14 protein-coding genes are annotated in these 19,563 nt (G+C 67.7%); 6 read left to right on the forward strand and 8 right to left on the reverse strand.

What is annotated here, in order from left to right; all coding sequences use genetic code 11:
- Positions 1-4 precede the first annotated feature (4 nt).
- Positions 5-1,192 (forward strand): GAF domain-containing sensor histidine kinase, encoded by a 1,188-nt coding sequence (locus ACSFA2_RS08125; RefSeq protein WP_435454795.1) that lies wholly within the window; start codon positions 5-7, stop codon positions 1,190-1,192.
- Between the two features lie 18 nt (positions 1,193-1,210).
- Here ACSFA2_RS08125 and ACSFA2_RS08130 read toward each other — a convergent pair whose 3' ends face one another.
- The 4 genes from ACSFA2_RS08130 to ACSFA2_RS08145 are packed head-to-tail and all read right to left on the reverse strand — an operon-like array spanning position 1,211 to position 4,721.
- Positions 1,211-2,287 carry a threonine aldolase family protein gene (locus ACSFA2_RS08130; RefSeq protein ID WP_435454796.1) on the reverse strand — a complete coding sequence of 359 codons (1,077 nt, stop codon included), beginning with the start codon at positions 2,285-2,287 and terminating at the stop codon, positions 1,211-1,213.
- 19 nt (positions 2,288-2,306) lie between these two features.
- On the reverse strand, positions 2,307-3,002 hold the full coding sequence (locus ACSFA2_RS08135) for an amino acid ABC transporter permease (protein ID WP_435454797.1): 696 nt from the start codon (positions 3,000-3,002) through the stop codon (positions 2,307-2,309).
- Positions 3,002-3,754, reverse strand: coding sequence for an amino acid ABC transporter permease (locus ACSFA2_RS08140; RefSeq protein ID WP_435454798.1), 753 nt, complete (start codon positions 3,752-3,754; stop codon positions 3,002-3,004). The genes ACSFA2_RS08135 and ACSFA2_RS08140 overlap by 1 nt, the downstream gene beginning before the upstream one ends.
- A gap of 52 nt (positions 3,755-3,806) precedes the next feature.
- Complete coding sequence (locus ACSFA2_RS08145; protein ID WP_435454799.1) at positions 3,807-4,721, reverse strand: amino acid ABC transporter substrate-binding protein; 915 nt, start codon at positions 4,719-4,721, stop codon at positions 3,807-3,809.
- A 109-nt stretch (positions 4,722-4,830) separates the two neighbouring features.
- On the opposite strand from ACSFA2_RS08145, the gene ACSFA2_RS08150 reads away from it, so the two are divergent.
- From ACSFA2_RS08150 to ACSFA2_RS08170, 5 genes are all read left to right on the forward strand, one after another.
- Positions 4,831-5,796: a LysR substrate-binding domain-containing protein gene (locus ACSFA2_RS08150; RefSeq protein WP_435454800.1), complete on the forward strand. Its 966-nt coding sequence runs from the start codon at positions 4,831-4,833 to the stop codon at positions 5,794-5,796.
- A 97-nt stretch (positions 5,797-5,893) separates the two neighbouring features.
- Positions 5,894-6,298 carry a VOC family protein gene (locus ACSFA2_RS08155; RefSeq protein WP_435454801.1) on the forward strand — a complete coding sequence of 135 codons (405 nt, stop codon included), beginning with the start codon at positions 5,894-5,896 and terminating at the stop codon, positions 6,296-6,298.
- 254 nt (positions 6,299-6,552) lie between these two features.
- Positions 6,553-7,476: a serine hydrolase domain-containing protein gene (locus ACSFA2_RS08160; protein ID WP_435454802.1), complete on the forward strand. Its 924-nt coding sequence runs from the start codon at positions 6,553-6,555 to the stop codon at positions 7,474-7,476.
- Between the two features lie 240 nt (positions 7,477-7,716).
- Positions 7,717-8,550, forward strand: coding sequence for a CPBP family intramembrane glutamic endopeptidase (locus ACSFA2_RS08165; RefSeq protein ID WP_435454803.1), 834 nt, complete (start codon positions 7,717-7,719; stop codon positions 8,548-8,550).
- Between the two features lie 282 nt (positions 8,551-8,832).
- Positions 8,833-9,063, forward strand: a complete 231-nt coding sequence (locus ACSFA2_RS08170) for a hypothetical protein (protein ID WP_435454804.1) — start codon at positions 8,833-8,835, stop codon at positions 9,061-9,063.
- Between the two features lie 726 nt (positions 9,064-9,789).
- On the opposite strand, the gene ACSFA2_RS08175 is transcribed toward ACSFA2_RS08170, so the two are convergent.
- Genes ACSFA2_RS08175 through glgX form a run of 4 tightly spaced genes read right to left on the reverse strand, consistent with a single transcriptional unit; the run spans position 9,790 to position 19,562 of the window.
- On the reverse strand, positions 9,790-10,431 hold the full coding sequence (locus ACSFA2_RS08175) for a glutathione S-transferase family protein (protein ID WP_435454805.1): 642 nt from the start codon (positions 10,429-10,431) through the stop codon (positions 9,790-9,792).
- A gap of 14 nt (positions 10,432-10,445) precedes the next feature.
- Positions 10,446-15,590: a malto-oligosyltrehalose synthase gene (locus ACSFA2_RS08180; RefSeq protein WP_435454806.1), complete on the reverse strand. Its 5,145-nt coding sequence runs from the start codon at positions 15,588-15,590 to the stop codon at positions 10,446-10,448.
- Positions 15,583-17,427: a malto-oligosyltrehalose trehalohydrolase gene (treZ, locus tag ACSFA2_RS08185; protein ID WP_435454807.1), complete on the reverse strand. Its 1,845-nt coding sequence runs from the start codon at positions 17,425-17,427 to the stop codon at positions 15,583-15,585. The genes ACSFA2_RS08180 and treZ overlap by 8 nt, the downstream gene beginning before the upstream one ends.
- On the reverse strand, positions 17,424-19,562 hold the full coding sequence (glgX, locus tag ACSFA2_RS08190; RefSeq protein ID WP_435454808.1) for a glycogen debranching protein GlgX: 2,139 nt from the start codon (positions 19,560-19,562) through the stop codon (positions 17,424-17,426). Before glgX ends, treZ begins: the two co-directional genes overlap by 4 nt.
- Position 19,563 lies beyond the last annotated feature (1 nt).

Here is a 19,563-nt window from a genome sequence, read left to right on the forward strand (position 1 = left end):
CGCCATGGACGACAGCGCCGAGGCCATCGCACGGGATATTGCCGCGGTGGGGCGCATCAGCGCCGTGCCGTCGTTGCTGCGCCTGATCTGCCAGAACACCGGCATGGGCTTCGCCGCCGTGGCGCGCGTCACCGACGGCACCTGGACGGCCTGCGCGGTGCAGGACGACATCGACTTCGGTCTGAAGACCGGTGGGCAGCTCGACGTCGCAACGACCCTGTGCAGCGAGTCGCGTGCCGCCCGCGAGCCGGTGGTCATCGACCACGCCAGCCTCGACCCGACGTACCGCGACCACCACACACCGCGCATCTACAACATCGAGAGCTACATCTCGGTGCCGATTATCCGCCCGGGCGGCACGTATTTCGGCAACCTCTGCGCGATCGACCCAAGGCCGGCCGTGGTGTCCGATCCGCGCATCGTCGCGATGTTCACCGCCTTCGCCGACCTCATCGCGATGCAGCTCGAGAGCGAAGACCGCCAGAACGCGGCCGAGACGGAACTGGTCAACGCGCGCGCCACCGCCGAGTTGCGCGAACAGTTCATCGCGGTGCTGGGGCATGACCTGCGCAACCCGCTCGCGGCGGTCGGTGCCACCGCCCAGTTGCTGTCGCGCCGAACCGAGCCCGAGCTCGTTCGCCTGGGCACGCGCCTGGACGCCACCACGCGACGCATGTCGCAGCTCATCAACGACGTGCTCGACCTGGCGCGCAGCCGGCTGGGCGCCGGCATGGGCGTCGTGCTCGAAGAGACCACCGATCTCGCGGCGGCGCTGAACGACGTCGTCTTCGAGCTGCGCGAAGCCCATCCGCAGCGCCGTATCGATGTCGACATCGCCATTGCGTGCGCCGTGCGTTGCGACCGGGGCCGGCTGCAGCAGTTGCTGTCGAACCTGCTGGGCAACGCGCTGACCTACGGCGCCGTCGATCGACCGGTGCGCGTCAGCGCCTCGGTCGAGGGCGACGTGCTGGTGCTGGTGGTGGCGAACGAGGGCGCGCCGATTGCGCCCGGCGACCTGGCACGTGTCTTCGAGCCCTACTGGCGCCCGCTCACCAGCAAGCCGGGCGGAGGGCTGGGCCTGGGGCTGTACATCTGCGCGCAGATCGCCATGGCGCATGGCGGTGCGATGCGGGTGGAGTCGTCGGCCGAATCGGGCACGGCGTTCTCTGCGCGGTTGCCGGTCGTCGCCTGACGACGGTCGAACCGCGAATCAGACCAGTGCCAGTGCCGCCTGGCGAAAGGCCGTGACGGCGCGGTCGACCTCCGCCTCCTCGATGTGGCGATGCGTCACGCAGCGCAGCAAGGTGGGGCCCCAGGGACGCACGCGCAGGCCCGCAGCCTCCAATGCAGTCACCCACGCATGGCTGCCGAGCCCGCTGGCCGACACATCGACCTGCACGATGTTGGTCTGGGGCGGGGCGGCGCGCACCGGCAGCCCGGTGGCATTGAGCGCGTCGCTGAAGCGGCGCGCCCGCGCGTGATCGTCCACCAGCCGTTCGCGCATGTGGAGCACCGCGTCGAGCCCGGCCGCGGCCATGATGCCGGACTGGCGCTGCGTGCCGCCGAGCAGGCGGCGCAGCGTGCGGGCGCGGGTGAGCGTCGCCTGCGAGCCGGCCAGCACGGCACCCACCGGTGCGCTCAGGCCCTTCGACAGGCAGACCGACACCGTGTCGGCGAAGCGCGCGATGGCGTGCGGCTCGACCTGCAGCGCCGCGCTGGCATTGAACAGCCGCGCCCCGTCGAGGTGGACCGGGATGCCGCGCCGCTGTGCGATGTCCTGCACGGCCTGCAGGTGCTCGAGCGGCAGCACCGCACCGCCGGCGTTGTTGTGCGAGGTCTCGACCGCGATCAGCGCCGTCGCGAGCCGGTGGCTGGCGGGCTTGAGCACCGCTTCGAGCATCGCCAGGTCCATCGCGCCGGACCGTCCCTCGACCGGTTGGTAGAACATGCCCGTGAAGGTGCTCGCGCCGCGCTCGGTCATGTACATGTGGGCCGACGCCTCCAGCACCACCTGCTCGCTGCGCCCGCCCGCGGCCAGCACGGCCAGCAGGTTGGCCATGGTGCAGCTGGGCACGAACAGGCCGGCCTCCTTGCCGAGCAGCGTCGCCACGGTCCCTTCCAGCTCGACGGTGCTCGGGTCGCCGTCCAGCCCGTCGTCGCCGATCGGGGCGTGCCGCATGCGCTCGTACATGCGGTCCGTCGGGTGGGTGACGGTGTCGCTGCGCATGTCGACGTTGGGCGTTTCATCGATGACGGCGAACAGGTGGGAGGGGCGTGCAGCAGGCATGGCGGATTCGGGTTCGGGTTCAGTGCGAGTGGCGGTGGCGCCGGGCCAGGTAGGCGGTGCCGCGGGAGGCCGCGAAACAGATCGCGAGATAGACCAGCGCGACGAAGATGTACATCTCCGGCAACCGACCGTCGCGTTGGCCGATCTTGGACGCGGCCCCCAGGAAGTCGGTGAGCGACAGCACGTAGACCAGCGACGTGTCCTGGAACAACATGATGATTCGCGTCAGCAGCGCCGGCGTCATGTTGCGGAAGGCCTGGGGCAGCACCACGCTGCGCATCAGGGGGCCGTGTTCCATGCCCAGCGCCATGCCTGCGGCCACCTGGCCCTTGGGCACCGACTGGATGCCGGCGCGCACGATCTCGCAGAAGTAGGCCGCCTCGAACAGCGTGAAGGTGATCACCGCGGACTTGAAGGCGCCCACCTGCACCGGGCTCGATGCGCCCAGCACCCAGGCGCCCATGTACGGCATCAGGAAGTAGAACCAGAAGATGACCAGCAGCAGCGGCACCGAGCGCATGACGTTCACGTACACGGCGGCCGGCCAGGCGATCAGCCTGATGGGCGAGAGCCGCGCCATCGCCAGCAGCGTGCCGAGGGCCAGGCCCATGACCGCGGCCAGCGCGGTCATCGTCAACGTGAAGGCGAGCCCGGTCTTCAGCAGGTAGGGCAGCGACGGGAGGATCGCGCTGAGCTCGAAATGTGGCGCGGCCATCAGACGGCGTCCTTCGGCGCGGCGCCAATCAGGCCGGGCACGGCGACGTGGCGTTCCAGCATCCGCATGCCCTGGCTCACCGCGCCGTTGATGAGCAGGTAGCCGATCGTGGCGGCGCAGAAGGCTTCGAAGATGTGGAAGCTGAAGTCCGCCATCGAGCGCGCCTGGCCGGTGAGTTCGAGCAGGCCGATGGTGAGCGCCACCGACGAGTACTTGATGGTGCCCATCAGCTCCGAGGTCATCGGCGGCAGGATGATGCGGAAGGCCTCGGGCAGGATGATGTGGCGGTAGGCCTGGTACTCGGTCAGGCCCATGGCGCGCGCTGCGAGCATCTGCCCGCGCGGCAGCGACTCGATGCCGGCGCGCAGCGTCTCGGCCAGGCGGGCGGCGCCGTAGCAGCCCATCGCCAGCACCGCGAGGCAGAAGGCGCCCCACGGGTGGGGCAACTGCTTGAGGGCAGTGCTCATGGCACTCGGCAGGAAATCCGGCAGCACGAAGTACCAGAGGAAGAGTTGCACCAGCAGCGGGATGTTGCGGAACACCTCGACGTAGACGGTGGCGACGACCTTCAGCGGCTTGTGGCTCACGCAGCGCAGCGTGCCGACGAGGCTGCCCATCAGCAGCGCGATGGTCCACGCGCAGGCCGCGAGCGTGAGCGTCCAGCCCACGCCGACGAACAGCATCTGCAGGTAGGAGCGCGTGCCGTCGAGCGAAGGGTCGAGGAAGACGCTCCAGCTCCAGTCGTAGTTCATCGAATCTTTTTCAATGCAACCGGGTGGCCACCGCGCAGCGAAATGGACCGTCCTATTGGTAGACCGCCGGGTCGCCCGAATCCGTCGGGTTGGCAAGCACCCGCTTGAGGATGTCGCTCATCGGGTAGTTGAGGTTGATCTGCTTGGGCGGGATCGGCGACAGGAAATACTTCTGGTAGAGCGCCGCGACCTTGCCGCTTTGGATCATGCCGACGACCGCTTCGTCGACCACCTTCTTGAAGGCCGGGTCGTCCTTCGGCTGCACGATGCCGTAGGGCGCGGGCTCCAGGCCCTTCTTGCTGATGACGTAGTCGCCGCTGGTGCGCGCCGAGGCAACCGAGGCGTAGGCCAGGCCGCTGTCTTGTGCAGACCCGGCAGCACGGCCGCTCTCGACCATGAGGAAGGTCTCGGCCGTGTCCTTGGTCGGGATCACGGTGATGTTGTAGCCGTTCTTCGCGCTCAGCTGCGACACCAGGCGAAAGGTCTGGCCGCCGGCCTGCGCCGCGATCGCCTTGCCGCGGAACGAGGCCAGGTCGTCGACGTTGACGCCGCCGTCCTTGCGCGCCGTCAGCACCACCTCGGCCACGAAGGTGGTCGGCGCGAAGGCCACGAGCTTGTGGCGCTCGAGGTTGTTGGTGGTGTTGCCGCACTCGAGGTCGATGGTGCCGTTGGCCAGCAGCGGAATGCGCGTGGCCGAACTCGTCGGGTTGTAGCGCACATCCAGCTTGGCCAGGCCGAGCGACTTCTGCACGTGGGCGGCGATGCCCTGGCAGATCTCGACGCTGTAGCCGATGGGCGCCTGCTTGTCGTCGAGGTAGGCGAAGGGCACCGACGATTCCGGGTGGCCCAGCACGATCGCGCCGGCCTGCTTGATCTTGTCGAGCCGGCCATCGGCGGCAGCGACGTGGGGCAGGAGGGCGCTGAAGACCAGCGTGGTGGAGGCAAGAAAAACGGCAGTCGCTTTCATCGAATCGATCCTCATAGAGCAGGGCACCCGGGCCCCGGCGAAAGGCAGTATCCCGGCGCGCTATCCTTTTGCCCAATTCCACTTGGATATTCATCCATTCATATCTGATATGGCCACAGAACGCATGTCGCTGCGGCACATCGAGGCCTTCCGGGCGGTGATGGTGTCGGGCTCGATGACCGAGGCCGCGCGGCGCATGCACACCTCACAGCCACAGGTGAGCCGGTTGATCGGCCAGCTCGAGAAGATCGCGCAGTTCGCGCTCTTCAGCCGCAAGGGCAGCCGCCTCACCGCGACGCTCGACGGCACGCGCTTCTACAAGGAGGTGGAGAAGACCTTCGTCGGCCTGGCCGGGCTCGAGTCCGCAGCGGCGGGCATCCGTGCCTTCAGTGCCGGGCGGCTCACGGTGGCGGCCATGCCGCGCCTGGCTGGCGGTCTGCTGGCGCGGGTCGTGGCGCAGTTCAAGACGCGGCACCCCGACGTCATGGTGTCCATCCAGTCGGGCAACGCCGGCGCCATCCACGACTGGGTCAGTTCGGGGCTGTGCGACCTCGGCCTGGCGCTGCTGTCCGAAGACAGCGCGGGCGTGCAGGTGGAGCCGGTGCTCGCGATGAACTGCGTCGCCGTGCTGCCGCGCGGCCACCGGCTGGCGCGGCTCAAGGCACTGGGCGCGGAGCATTTCGGCGGCGAGCCCTTCATCTCTTTCTCGGGCGGCACTGCGCTGCGCAACCGCATCGATCTGCTGTTCGCCGATGCCGAGGTGCAGCGCGCACTGGTCGCCGAAGCCAGCCTGGGCGCGTCGATCTGCGCGATGGTCGGTGCGGGGCTGGGCATCAGCATCGTCAACCCGCTGGCGGCGAGCGAAGAGACCGGCCTCGGTGGCATCGAGGTGCGGCCCTTCCTGCACCCGTTGCCGGTCACGGCCGCGCTGCTCTATCCGCAGTACCACAGCCGCACGCGGCTGGTGGAGCTGTTCGCGCGCTATGCGCGGCAGCTCATCCTGAAGGAGATGGGGCACCTGGGCACACCGGTGTCGGTGATGCCGGGGGCGGTGGGTGCGGGGCGGTCGGTATAGGCGTTGAGGTCGGCGGGCAGGGCTTCTACGATCAGGGCATGTGACAACGTCGACCGCAAGGATCCGGCGCCGTCGATCCCACCAGCCAGGAGTTCGCGTGTTCTCTCATGTCTTTGTCAGCGTCGGCGATTTCGAGCGTGCCTTGCGCTTCTACAGCCCTGTCATGCACAGCCTGGGCCTCGAGCTGCGCTTCTGCGAACGAGAGAGGCCATGGGCAGGTTGGCACAGCGCAGGCGGGACGCGTCCCTTCTTCGTCATCTGCCAGCCCCATGACGGACGACCGCATCACCCCGGCAACGGGCAGATGGTTGCTTTTGCGGCGGCTTCCAGGGAGACCGTGCGCGCGGCACATCGCACCGCACTGGAGAACGGCGGCACCTGCGAGGGGCCGCCCGGCCTGCGCCCGCAGTACCACGAGCACTACTACGGCGCCTACTTTCGCGATACGGAGGGGAACAAGCTGTGCGTCGCCTGCCATGCGCCGATGGTGGAGGGCCAATGAGGCCGGTGATGTTCGCTGGGATGGGAGAACGTGTTCAACAGCGGACCTTCGCCCGGCGTTGCTCGTTGCGTTCAGCACGCTCCAGATGGGGATGGCTGCTGTGCGCATGTGCCTTCGCACTGCTGCTCCCCGCCGGCGGCGCCACTGCAACGCCTGCTGCGCCAGCAGTCTTCCCCGGCGCATCCTGGGCCTCGGCGTCTGAGGCTGAACCGGGCAGCGCCTGCCGCCGTGAGCTGGACGCAACCCGCAACTACGTGCGCACGCTGGACACGACCGCGCTCATGGCGGTGCAGGACGGCCGCGTGCTGTTCAGCGAGGGCCCGGTCCAGACCGCCAGCATCGTGTTCTCGGTGCGCAAGAGCGTGCTCTCGATGATGTACGGCAAGTACGTGGCCAATGGCACCATCGACCTTGACCGCACGCTGGCCGACCTGGGCATCGACGACGTGGGCGGCTTGCTACCCATCGAGCGGCAGGCGAGACTGCGCGACCTGCTGGCTGCGCGTTCCGGGGTCTACCACGCGGCGGCCAATGGCGGTGACGACGCGGCGGCAGCACCCCCACGTGGATCGCATAGGCCCGGCAGCTACTTTCTGTACAACAACTGGGACTTCAACGCTGCGGGTACTGCCTTCGAACGCCTGACCGGGCGAGACATCTACCAGGCTTTCGCGGACGATCTGGCAGCACCTCTGCAGCTCGAGGATTTCGACCTGGCCCGCCATGCACACAGTGGCGATGCGCGGCGGTCGCAGCATTTGGCCTACCCCTTCTACCTGTCCACGCGCGACATGGCACGTCTGGGCTACTTGGTGCTGCGCCAGGGCAATTGGCGCGGCCAGCAGCTCGTGCCGTCCGACTGGGTCCAACAAATGACGAGCCAGACCACGCCCGCTGCACAGATGCATCCGCCGCACACGGCACGGCGCGGCTTCGGGTACGGCTACCTGTGGTGGCTGCTCGAAGAGCCGGAAGACTCGCCGCTGAGCGGTGCGTCCATGGCGTGGGGCGTGCATGGCCAGTACATCTTGGTCGTGCCGAAACGCGACATGGTGATCGCGCACAAGCGTGAGGTGCCAGTCGCGGGTAACTGGGATGTCAGCTGGGTCGGGCCGGTGGCGTTCCTCCGCGCAGCGCGAATGTTGGCTGCAGCACCCTGCCGTGCGGGGGAGCAATGAGGTTTGCTGCGCGTATGACGACCGGCGTATCCGACGCGGCGAATGAAAGGGGCACTGCCGGACTCTGTTGGGAATGGATTGCTGCGGACATCTGAAACAATTTGTATGATCTCGTGCAATGGGAGCGGCTGACGAAGCGTTCCCTGACGCTGGAAGTTGCTTGTGCGAGCGGCGCGCGAGCAAGCAGAAGTACAACCCGTCGCGCTGAGCACTTGTTCAGGGGCGAGCCTGAACAAACGCATGAGCAAACCTCGCGAGCCCTTTCCAACCGCATTCCAGGCCGTCCTCCTTTACGTGGCGCTGATACTCAGCGAGGTGCTGGCAGGCTCGGTCCTGCGTGATGCCAGAGGCGCGCTCGGCCTGACAAGAGGCCAAAGCGATGCACTGACCTTGCTACTCGGCAATGGCTTGGTCTTCGCCGTTGTCATGCACTTCAGGAAGCTCACCTACCGTGAGCTGTTCCACGATTCGTTGTCGTCCGTTCGAGCAACCCTGGCGCTTATAGTGCCGCCGGTCTTGTTTCTGGTGCCTGCGCTGCTCCTTCTAATTGGGGCATTGGACGACTTCCTGGTACGCCTGATGCCGCTCTCAGCATGGGAAGAGCAGTTCTTCGCGCGAGTGACGAGTCAGGACTTTGCATCGGTCGTCGTCGCCTGCCTCTTGGGCCCAGTGTTTGAGGAGATGCTCTTTCGAGGAATCGTCTTGAGAGGTTTCCTGGAGCAGTTCTCGCAACGGCAGGCAATCTTCGGTTCGGCCGTTCTGTTCGGGGCCGTGCACATGAACATCTACCAGTTCATGGGGGGAGTGGCGATTGGTGTCTTGCTAGGTTGGCTGTATGAACGGACTCGGTCTCTGGTCCCCTGCATCGTCCTGCATATTGCATTTAACTCCGGCACTGTCCTTTTGGCGGCTGCCGCGCAGGACACCAATGCTGGCCAACGAGGTGATTCGGAGGTCTTGATTTGGGCGATTGCAGTTACTGCAGCCTTGCTTGGCGCCTTCGCGCTGCGGCGCATGCTTTCTGCTCGAGTTGTCCCGCACTTGACCAAAGCTCGTGGCACTTCGAATGAGTAGCAGCCGGCCGGCGTCGACCAAGACCGGACTTTCCCGCTTCCGCCCAGTCCATTCAGAACATGCAACCTGGAGAGCCCAATGGGCGTTCCCAACATGAGCAAGGAGCGGTATGACTCACTGTCGAAGGGGCACCGCTTGGCCTGCTGGGCAGTCGTCGCTCTTGCTTTCGCCGTCATCGGCTACTTTCCTTTTCGTGTACTAGCCATCAGGCAACAATCGGCCAGGACCAGACATCCGGCGCCTTGAACCATAGCGCCAAGAAATAGCTTAGAAATACGAGAAATGATGGATTGGGTCCCTATAGCCTTCGTTACGTTCAAAGTTATCGTGTTCGGCGCAGGCATGTTCTTCGCCATCAAGTGGCACTATGTGCGAGGGAAGAAGGAGAAGCAGAGCGCGGTGGCACGCGCGGGTGGCAAGGTGGCCGCAGTCTTCGTGCTATCGCTGCTGGGCCTCTCGCTCCTCACCTTCGGCCTTAGCACGATGCTCGGTTTGGACTTGACCTTCCCATGATGGCAAAGAATAGTCGGCCGATGACCGAATGTGGCCAGGAGCGGACATTGGAGAGCGAGCGATGAGATTCTGGGCGCCTCGAATCGTGGAGGTAATTGGGTGGACGCTGGCCCTCACAGGTGTGTGCCTAGTACTCTCCGACTTTTTGCCCGTGGAGGTTGGCTGTTGGTGGTCGGGCCTGCCCGAGGGACGTTGCTTCTACAGGGTCGTGGGCCGCCCGTTCGAACTCATTGGAGTCATCGCCATGCCGCTTGGATATCTGCTCGTGCTCGCAGGCCGGTTTTGGAGAACTAGGCTGAGATGTCTCTAGTCGGCCAGAAGCGGTCATGCGCCGTTTCAACTGGGACGCCGGCTGACAGCGCAACTGCACCCGGCCTTCTGGAACCTTCCTAGGGGATGGCGGCTGTTGGCCACAGAAATTGGTTGGCCATTCGATACGCATTGGTCAGGAGCGCCTCTGCACCTGGCGGGATAGTTGCGCGCGTCTCAACTGCCGATGGTCCCAGTGCGCAACCGGTACAACAGGTGGCAACAAGAAGAAGTAGGAAAGGTTTCATGCCTTGAGGTACTGAAGGTTAGTGCCGGCTCGTTGAGAGGAATCAACCGACCGCTATGGAATATCCAGATTCCGCTTTGGGGCCCGAAGCCGAAGTTCGCAACGCCCTCAAGCAGACCGTCACCGGCCCAAGCTCAAACTAGGCGCAGCCCCGCCGAAAGCGCACGTCCTCAACCCAACATCGGCGTCAGATCCGGATCGCCCTTCGCCATCGCGCGTCGATATGACGGCCGCTCCCCAATGCGTTGCAGGTATGCGCGCACATTGGGATAGGGCGCGAGGTCCATCGGCTGGAAGAGGCGCATCGTGGTGAGCGAGAACACGCTCATGATGTCGGCCGCGGTGAACTCGTCACCCGCCAAGTAGGTGGCCTCACCGAGCCGTGCCTCAACGAGCGCCATCACCCGGTCGAGCCGGCCCTGCACCGACACGAGCACCGGGTGGTCCGCGGGCAGCTTGGCCCGGCTGACCATCATGAGTCGGCCCATGGCCGGCATCAGGTTGCCGTTGGAGAAGTGGAACCAGTAGAGGAAGGCCGCGTAGTCCGGATGCTCGGGGCCGAGCTTGAGACGGCCGCCGCCGTGCTTCACGATGATGTAGTCGACGATGGCGGCGGACTCGGCCAGCAGCAGGTCACCGTCTTCGATCAGAGGCGCTGCACCCAGCGGATGCAGCGCCTTCAGCGCGGGCGGCGAGAGCATGGTGACGGGGTCCCGCGTGTGGTGCTGAAGGTCGTAGGCAAGCCCCAGCTCCTCGCAGAGCCAGACGATGCGCTCGGATTGGGAATGGCCGAGGTGGTGGATCTTGAGCATGGGGGTCCCAGTGGTCATTCGCGCGCGTCGAGCGCGACCAGGGCTGCGCCCGGGAAGTGCGAGAACACCTCGCGCATCGGCAGTGCGCCATCGCGCACGGTCAGCACCTCGCCGGTGAACAGATTGCGGAAGCGCATGCCGTCGGGCCAGCCGGGCAGCGCCAAGACAGTGTCCTTCCACACCTCGGCACCGACCGGCAGCCAGCAATCCGATGCAGCGATCGAGGCCTGCGATTCGGCCTCGGTCGCCAAGCCGACGAAGAGGCGGCCCGCCACGATCAACAACGTGTTGCCTTCGTGCGTGCGCTGGAAGGCCAGCACGTGCGATGCGCCGCCGCCCGTCGCTTCGAGCGGAGCATAGGCGCCATCGCGGAACAGCGCGGGCTTGTCGCGGCGCAGCTCGAGCAGGCGCGAGAGGATCCACAGCTTCGCGCCGCCGTCATGTGGCGCCGCCGCCAGTGCACGCACGGCCGCCGGTTCACCGGGGCCATGGGCGATCTGCGACAGGCGCTCCAGCCACTGCGCCCGTGCGCCGTAGTCGACCGGCCGGCGGTTGTCGGGATCGACCAGGCTCAGGTCGGTGAGCTCGTTGCCCTGGTACAGGTCGGGCACGCCGGGCGAGCCGTACTTGATCAGCGTCATCGACAGGCTGTTGAGCGCGCCGAACCAGGCCAGCGTGTCGCCCAGCGCCTGCACGTCGTCGAGGAAGGGGTTGCCCGCGACGCGGCCGAGGATGCGCTGCACGAAGCCCGCGAGCGCCTTCTCGTAGTCCTCGTCGGGGAAGGTCCAGCTGGTGTGTTCCTTCGACTCGCGCGCGGCCTTGAGCATGTAGCGCTCGATGCGCTCCACGTACGCGGCGCGCGATTCATCGGTCAGCCCGCCGGCCGGCAGCGTGCCCAGCAGCGTCTGGTAGAGCAGGTACTCGTCGGCGGCCGAGGGCATGGCGCCGCGCTCGTCCGTGGTCACGGCGGCGTCCGCCTCGGTGCGGTTCATCGCGCGCCAGCGGCGCAGCGCCAGGCGCCAGGCGGCCGGCATCTCCGACAGCACGTCGATGCGGGTGCGCACGTCTTCCGAGCGCTTGTTGTCGTGGGTCGAGGTGGCCAGCATCGTGTGCGGCCAGCGCGCTGCGCGGTCGGCGCTGGCGGTGTGGAAGTCGGCCACGGTCATGCCGAAGTGCGCCGGCTCGCCGCCTACCTCGTTGAGCGAACTCAGCGGGAAGTAGCGGTAGAAGGCGGTGTCTTCGACGCCCTTGGCCGTCACCGGTGCGCTGAACTGCTGGAAGCGGATCGCCAGTCGCAGCGCCCGTGCGCACAGCGATTTGTCGGCGCCCCGCACCGTGTCGGCCAGCAGCGTGAGCCGCACGAAGTCGAACACCGAGCCGTCGGCGTCGCGGCTGCGGTGGCGCGCCTCGGCCACCGCCTGGTCGATGTACTTGCGGTCCTGTTCCGACGGCGCATCGAGGATGTAGCTGCGGTACACCGGCAGGCAGGCAGCGACTTCCGACAGCGCGCGGCGCAGGGTGTTGAGCGTGTAGTCGCGCGTGCGCCGGTCGCCGCGCGCGATGCGCAGCAGCTCGCTCGACAGCACATTGAGTTCCGACGACAGCGCGTTGCGCATGATGGCGCGCTTGCCTTCGTAGGCCAGCTCGCCGAAGGGCTGCAGCACACCGGTGAAGCTGCGCCAGATGCGCAGGAAGCGCTCTTCGGCATTCGTATCGACCAACACGCCGTTGACCACCGTCGCGAAGCGGTAGCCCGTGGTGCCGTGGATGGCCCATTGCACCGGCACCTCTTCCTGCGACGCGGCGATCTTCTCGGCCACGACGTAGAGCGGCCGGGGCGGTCGGCCCTCGGCATCGGGCTCGGGCAGCACCAGGCCGGCGCGTTTCGCATAGCCCTGTTGCAGTCGATCGAAGTATTGCGCCGGGTCGTACAGGCCGTCGGGGTGGTCGATGCGCAGGCCGTCGACCACGCCCGCTGCCGCCAGGTCGAGCGCCATGCCCTGCGTGGCTTCGAACACCGCTTCGCGTTCGATGCGCAGCGCCGCCAGTTCGTTGATGTCGAAGAAGCGCCGGTAGTTGATCTCGTCGGCGGCCACGCGCCAGAAGGCAAGCCGGTAGGCCTGTCCCTCGAGCAGCGCATGCAGCGCGTCGCGCTCGCCTTGCGCGTTGATGTCGGCCAGCGCCGCCGCGATGGCCTGCGCCACGTCGAGCTGACGCGACACCAGCCGGGCCAGCCGGCTCTTGAGCAGCTCCTTGTCGCGCGCCCGCTCGGCGACCGGTTCCGCATCGGTCGCTTCGCGCGCCGGCAGATGGCCGAAGGACGTGGCGATGCTCGCGAGACTGGCCGACAGGTCGGGGTCGGCCAGCCGCGATTCCGCGCGTTGCAGCACGCTGGCGTAGGTCTCCGGTGCGAGCGGAAAGCGATGCTCGTGGTAGTGCACTGCAAGGCTGCCGTTCTCGGCGTCGAAACCGAGCACCAGCTCGCCGCGATCAAGCACGTCGCCGTAGTGGTCACCCAGCACCGGCAGCAGCACCTTGCCGTGCAGTTCGACGTTGAGCGGCTGCCAGTCGATGTCGAAGTGCTGCGCGTAGAGCGACGCGGGGCCGTTCTCGAGCACGTCGGTCCACCATGCGTTGTCGGCGCCCAGCACGCCCATGTGGTTGGGCACCAGGTCGAGCAACTGACCCATGCCGTGCGCGCGCAGCGCGGCGCTGAAGCGCTCGAAGCCGGCCTGGCCGCCGAGCTCGGGGTTGATCTCGTCGTGCGCCACCACGTCGTAGCCGTGCATGCTGTTCGGCTTTGCGCGCTGGATCGGCGAGCAGTACACGTGGCTCACGCCCAACTGCTCCAGGTACGGCAGCACGGCGATGGCGTCGTCGAAGGTGAAGTCCTTGTGGAACTGCAGCCGGTAGGTGGCGCGCGGGACCACGGTCTCGATGCCGCGATGCGCCACCGGCGCGCGCGCCGGATGGGGGCGCACCGCTTCGAGCGTCTGGAACAGGGCCAGCGTGCTCTCGTCGGTGGCGAGCTGCTGCAGGTCGAGCGTGAGTTTGCGCTGCCAGTTGGGATGCGCGTCGGTCGTGCCCGGCATGTTGGCCTGCTCGACCTGGCCGATGGTGTCTTCCAACTGCACCATCATCACTTGCGACGCCGTGCTCGCGAGGAAGGCGTGGAAGGCGGCGACGGTTTCGGGCGCGAGCGTCTGCGCGCCGGTCGCCTGCGCCACCGCGTCGGCCGACAGCAGGCCGGCGCGCTGCACGGCCAGCAGCAGGCGCACGCGCTCCTGCGCGCGGTCGAACAGCTGCTTTTCGAACAGCGCCTGGTTCGGGAACAGGCCGAGCGACAGGCGCAGGCGCAGGTCATGGCCGGTCCACCAGCCGGTGAGGGTGGCGAGGTCGTGCGTGCTGATGGCCACCAGGGCATGGCGCGGGTACTCGGCGGGCGCCTTGAATTCGCCGTCGTGGCCGCGCTCGAAGTACATCAGGCGGTACGACAGGATCTGGTAGCGCGCCAGCGCGCCGCGCATCTCGTCGGCGACCGTGCCGAGGTCTTCGCCGATCACCATGCAGCGTTCGCGTTCGCTCTCGATGGCGACCACGGCCAGCATCTCGTGTAGCTGGTAATGCACATAGGCGCCGTCGTGCGGCGTCTTGCCGGGCGGGATCCAGAACAGGCGCATCAGGCCCATCACGTGGTCGATGCGCAGCGCGCCGGCGCCGCGCATGTTGGCGCGCAGCGTCTCGATGAAGAAGCGGTAGCCGTCGGCACGCAGCCTGTCGGGCCGCAGCGGCGGCAGGCCCCAGCCCTGCCCGTTGGGGTTGAACTCGTCGGGCGGTGCGCCCACGCTCGCGCCGTGCGCGAACTGCTCGCCCTGGCACCAGGTGTCGGAGCCGGCGCGGTCGACCGACACCGCCAGGTCCAGGTAGAGGCCCACGGCCATACCGAGCGCGGCGCACTGGTCGCTGGCGCGCTGCAGCTGCCGGGCCGCCTGCCATTGCAGGTACTCGTAATAGCCGACGCGTTCGGCCTGCGTCTGGACGAAGCGCGTGACTTCGGGCGAGGCCGGGTCGCGGTAGGCCTCGGGCCACATCGGCCAGCCCCACACCGCGGCATCGGCGGCAAAGAAATGCGCCTGCAGCGCCTCGAAGGTGGCATGGCGGCGCAGCGCGTCGCCGCGTGCCGCGCGGAAGTCGTCGAACGCAGCGGCGCTGGCGCTCTGGCTGGTGTCTTGCTGCGCGCGGAAGTGGACGTAGAGCAGTTCGAGCACCTCGAACTTCGCAGCGGCCACGCCGGGGTAGTCGACCAACGGGGCTTCGCGCAGTGTGGCCAGCCGCGTCTGGAAGTCGGGCGACTGCACCAGGCGCTGGGCCGGTTCGCAATCGCGAAATTCGTCGACGGCTTCGACGTCGATGTAGAGCACGTCGAGCATCAACCGCGACGAGGGGCTGTAGGGGCTGGCATGCGCCGGGTTGTGCGGGAACAGCGCATGCAGCGGGTTCAGCCCGATGATGCCGGCGCCACGCGGCGCCACCTGCTGCGCGAGTTGCGTCAGGTCGCTGAAGTCGCCGATGCCCCAGTTGCGCGCGGAGCGCAGCGCATACAGCTGCACCGCCGGCCCCCACACGCGGCCGTCGCCCTGCAGCGCGGGCGGCTGGTAGCAATGCGGCGGCGCGGCGAGCACCAGCGTTTCGCCGAGCAGCCCCTCGAGGCTCAGGCGGTGGTAGCCGACCGGCAGCGGCAAGTCCCATGTCACCCGTCGTTCGCACAGGGTGACGCCGTCGCGTTCTCCGCGCGCGCCTTCGGGCAGCGCGTGCAGGTCGATGCGCCCGTGGTGCAGCGTGCCGTCTTCGGCGTGCAGCGTCCATTCGATGTCCGGCTGCGCCGCGGGAAGACGCAGCGTGAGCTGCCACTGCGCGCGACCGGCATCCACCGCGACCGCAGGCGGCAACGCTTCGTGCCAGCGCATCGCGTCGACCTGCGCCAGGCTCTCGTGCGGCAGTGCCTGCGGGTCGACGTCGAAGCTCTCGAGCAGCGTGACCAGGTTGGCCGGTGTGATCACATGGCGGTTGCCGAAGATGTCGTGGTAGTCGGTCGCGATGCCGAAGTGGGCGCACAGGCGCTGCAGCGCCTCGTGTTCGCCGTGGGGTGCGTCAAGCAAGCGGGTTCTCCTCGAGGGTCAGGCACACGGCGCCGGGCGCGAGGCGCCAGGCCGGGCCGGTGTCGTGGTCGGTGTGGGATGTGTAGAGCAGGTCGCCCGCCAGCGGCGGCACGTCGATGGAAGCGGTGCTGAAGTTCGCCACCAGGTTCAGTTGCGCGAAGCGGCCGGGCGCGGCGCCGCCGACTTCCCAGCGCACGCGCAGCGCTTCGCCTTCGCGCCAGCGTTGGCCGCCGGTGCGGTGCGCAGCCAGGCGCGGCATCAGCCGTTCGCGGCGCAGCGTGAGCAGGTCGCGCACATGCGCCAGCAGTTCGGCATGGGCGCCGCTGGTGCGCTCGTCCCAGCGCAGCTTCGACGCGACGAAGGTCGACTCGGCATTCGGGTCGGGGATGCTGGCGCGCGCAGCCTCGTCCTTGAAGGCCGCGAAGCCGCCGAACTCGGCGCGCCGGCCTTCGGACACGGCGGCGGCCAGTTCGGGGCCGAAGTCGCAGAAGTAGAGGAAGGGCGTCGACGCCCCGTATTCCTCGCCCATGAACAGCATCGGCGCATGCGGCGACAGCAGCAGGCAGGCGTAGGTCGCGCGCAGCAGCACCGGGTCGGCCAGCGACGAGATGCGGTCGCCGAAGGCGCGGTTGCCGACCTGGTCGTGCGTCTGCAGGAAAGACACGAAGGCTGCCAGCGGCAGGTGCGCACTCGGCTCGCCGCGGTGCTCGCCGTTGCGAAAGGGCGAGGGCTGGCCCTGGTAGACGAAGCCCTGTGCCAGCGCCACGCCGAAGCTGTCGACAGCATCGTCCGCATAGTCGGCGTAGTAGCCATCGCGCTCGCCGGTCACGAGCACGTGTGCCGCATGGTGCAGGTCGTCGTTCCACTGCGCCGTGGCGCAGAGGGGTTTGTTCGCTGCATCGCGTTCGAGGTAGTGCGAGCCGTTGGCGTCGTTCTCCAGCACGACATGGATCTGGCGCTCGCGGCCCGGGCCGTCGCGCAGCGCGGCGCAGATCTCCTGCACGATGTCGGTGTCGGAGTCGTCGCGGATCGCGTGCACCGCGTCCATGCGCAGGCCGTCGAAGCGGAACTCCTCCACCCAGTACAGCGCGTTGTGCACGAAGAAGTCGCGCACCGTGCGCGCGAGTTCGCCGTCGTAGTTGATGGCCGCGCCCCACGGCGTCTGGTGCGCCGGGTTGAAGAAGGCCGGGCTGCCGGCGTGCAGGTAGTTGCCTTCCGGGCCGAAGTGGTTGTAGACCACATCGAGCAGCACCATCAGGCCGAGCGCATGCGCCGCGTCGACGAAAGCCTTGAGCTCGTCGGGCGTGCCGTAGACCGCGTCGGGCGCGAACAGCAGCACGCCGTCGTAGCCCCAGCCACGCCGGCCCGGAAAGTCGGCCACCGGCATCACCTCGATCACGGTGAAACCGAGTTCGGCAAGCTCGACCAACCGGGCCCTCGCCGCGGCGAAGGTGCCTTCGGGTGTGAAGGTGCCGATGTGCAGCTCGTAGATCACGGCCTCGTGCCAGGGCCGGCCGCGCCATTCCACGTCGTTCCAGTGGTAGCTGCGCGGGTCGACCACCTCGCTGGCGCCGTGCACATCGTCCGGGTTGCGGCGCGACGCCGGGTCGGGCACGCACAGGCCGTCGGGCAGCTTGAAGCGGTAGCGGTCGCCGGCCGCGGCTTCGGGCACCTCGAGGTGGTGCCAGCCGTCGGCGTAGGGCAGCATCGGCAGGGCGCCCCCGGCGCCTTCGCGCTCGAGTTCGATGCGCGCCAGGCCGGGCGCCCAGTAGCGGAAGAGCACGCCGCCGCCGTCGAGCAGGCCGGCGCCGAAAGGCATGGTGTGGGCACGTTTCATGGTTGTGTTCTCGTGGGTCGGGCGAGCAGCACCAGCGAGCGGCAATGCACGCGCAGGGTGGCTTGCGCCAGGGGGGGCGCCTCGTCGTCGGGCAGTGTGTCGCTGGCCGTGTCGACGCGCAGGCACCACGGGGCGCCGTCGGCGGGCAGGGTGAAATCCATGTCCTCGTGGTGGGCGTTGAAAAGCAGCAGGAAGTCGTCGTCGACCAGCGGCTCGCCGCGCCGGCCCATGTCGGCGATGCCGCAGCCGGACATGAACATCGCAATGCAGCGGGCGTTGCCGTCAGACCAGTCGCCGGGGCTCATCTCCTGGCCGTCGGGGCGGTACCAGGCCAGGTCCTTGGCGGCGCCGGCTTCGAGCGGCGCGCCGCGGAAGAAGCTGCGCCGCCCGAAGGACGGGTGGCGTCGGCGCAGGTGCACCAGGTGGCGCGTGAAATCGCGCAGGGCGATGCGCTCGTCGTCGAGCGCCCAGTCGAGCCAGCCGAGCGCGTTGTCCTGGCAGTAGACGTTGTTGTTGCCCTTTTGCGTGTGGCCGGATTCGTCGCCGGCCAGGAGCATCGGCACGCCCTGCGACAGCAGCAGCGTCGCAAGCAGGTTGCGCTTCTGCCGCGCGCGCAGCGACAGCACGTCGGGGTCGTCGGTCGGCCCCTCGACGCCGCAGTTCCACGCGTGGTTGTTGCTGCTGCCGTCGCGGTTGTCCTCGCCGTTGGCTTCGTTGTGCTTCTCGTTGTACGAGACCAGGTCATGCAGCGTGAAGCCGTCGTGCGCGGTCACGAAGTTGATGCTGGCCGGCGGCTGCTTGCCCGACCAGCCGTACAGGTCCTGCGAGCCGGTGAGCCGGCTGGCCACTTCGCCCAGCAGGCCGCCGTCGCCCTTCCAGTAGCTGCGCATGCCGTCGCGGTAGCGGTCGTTCCATTCGGCCCAGCCGAGCGGAAAGTTGCCGACCTGGTAGCCGCCGTGGCCGAGGTCCCACGGTTCGGCAATGAGCTTGACGCGGTTGAGCACCGGGTCCTGCCGGATGGCGTCGAAGAAGCCGCCGAGGTTCTCGACCTTGCCGCTCTCGCGCGCCAGCGCCGAGGCGAGGTCGAAGCGGAAGCCGTCGACATGCATCTCCTCGACCCAATAGCGCAGCGAGTCCATCACCAGTTGCAGCGCACGCGGGTGCTCGAGGTTGACCGTGTTGCCGCAGCCGGTGAAGTCGTCGTAGTAGCGCCGGTTGTCGGCGTTGACGATGTAGTACGACGCGTTGTCGACACCGCGCAGCGACAGCGTCGGCCCGAGCTGGTTGCCTTCGCAGGTGTGGTTGTAGACCACGTCGAGGATCACCTCGATGCCTGCGGAGTGCAGTGTCTTCACCATCGTCTTGAACTCCTTCACCTTGCGCGCTGCGCTGTAGCGCATCTCGGGAGCGAAGAAGCCGAGGGTGTTGTAGCCCCAATAGTTCTGCAGGCCCTTCTCGGCGAGGTGGCGGTCGTTCAGGTAGCTGTGCACCGGCAGCAGCTCGACCGTGGTGACGCCCAGGCGCTGCAGGTAGTCGATGACCGGCGCGGTCGCCAGACCCGCATAGGTGCCGCGCAGCTCGGGCGGCACCTCGGGGTGCTGCATGGTGAAGCCGCGCACATGCATCTCGTAGATGACCATGTCCTGCCGTGCGATCTGCGGTCGGCGGTCGTCGCCCCAGGTGAAGGCAGTCTCGAGCACGCGCCCCTTGGGCATGAAGGATGCGCTGTCGCGCCGGTCAAAGGACAGGTCTTCGCGCTTGCTGCCGATGGTGTAGCCGTACAGCGCATCGCTCCAGCGCAGCTTGCCGACCAGGTCTTTCGCATACGGGTCGATCAGCAGCTTGTGCGGGTTGAAGCGATGGCCGTCTTCCGGCTTGTAGGGGCCGTGCACGCGGTAGCCGTAGGCCATGCCGGGGCGGGCCTCGGGCAGGTAGCAGTGCCACACGTCGTCGGTGCGCTCGCGCAGCACGATGCGCTGCAGTTCATGCCGGCCGCTGTCGTCGAAGATGCACAGCTCCACCTTCTCCGCATGCTGCGAGAAGAGGGCGAAGTTGACGCCTTCGCCGTCCCAGGTGGCGCCGCGCGGGTAGGCGGCACCGGGCCAGACGACGTGGATCGGATTGGGTGATTTCATG

This window comes from Variovorax cryoconiti (genome assembly GCF_051216395.1).
Taxonomy (GTDB): Bacteria; Pseudomonadota; Gammaproteobacteria; order Burkholderiales; family Burkholderiaceae_C; genus Variovorax.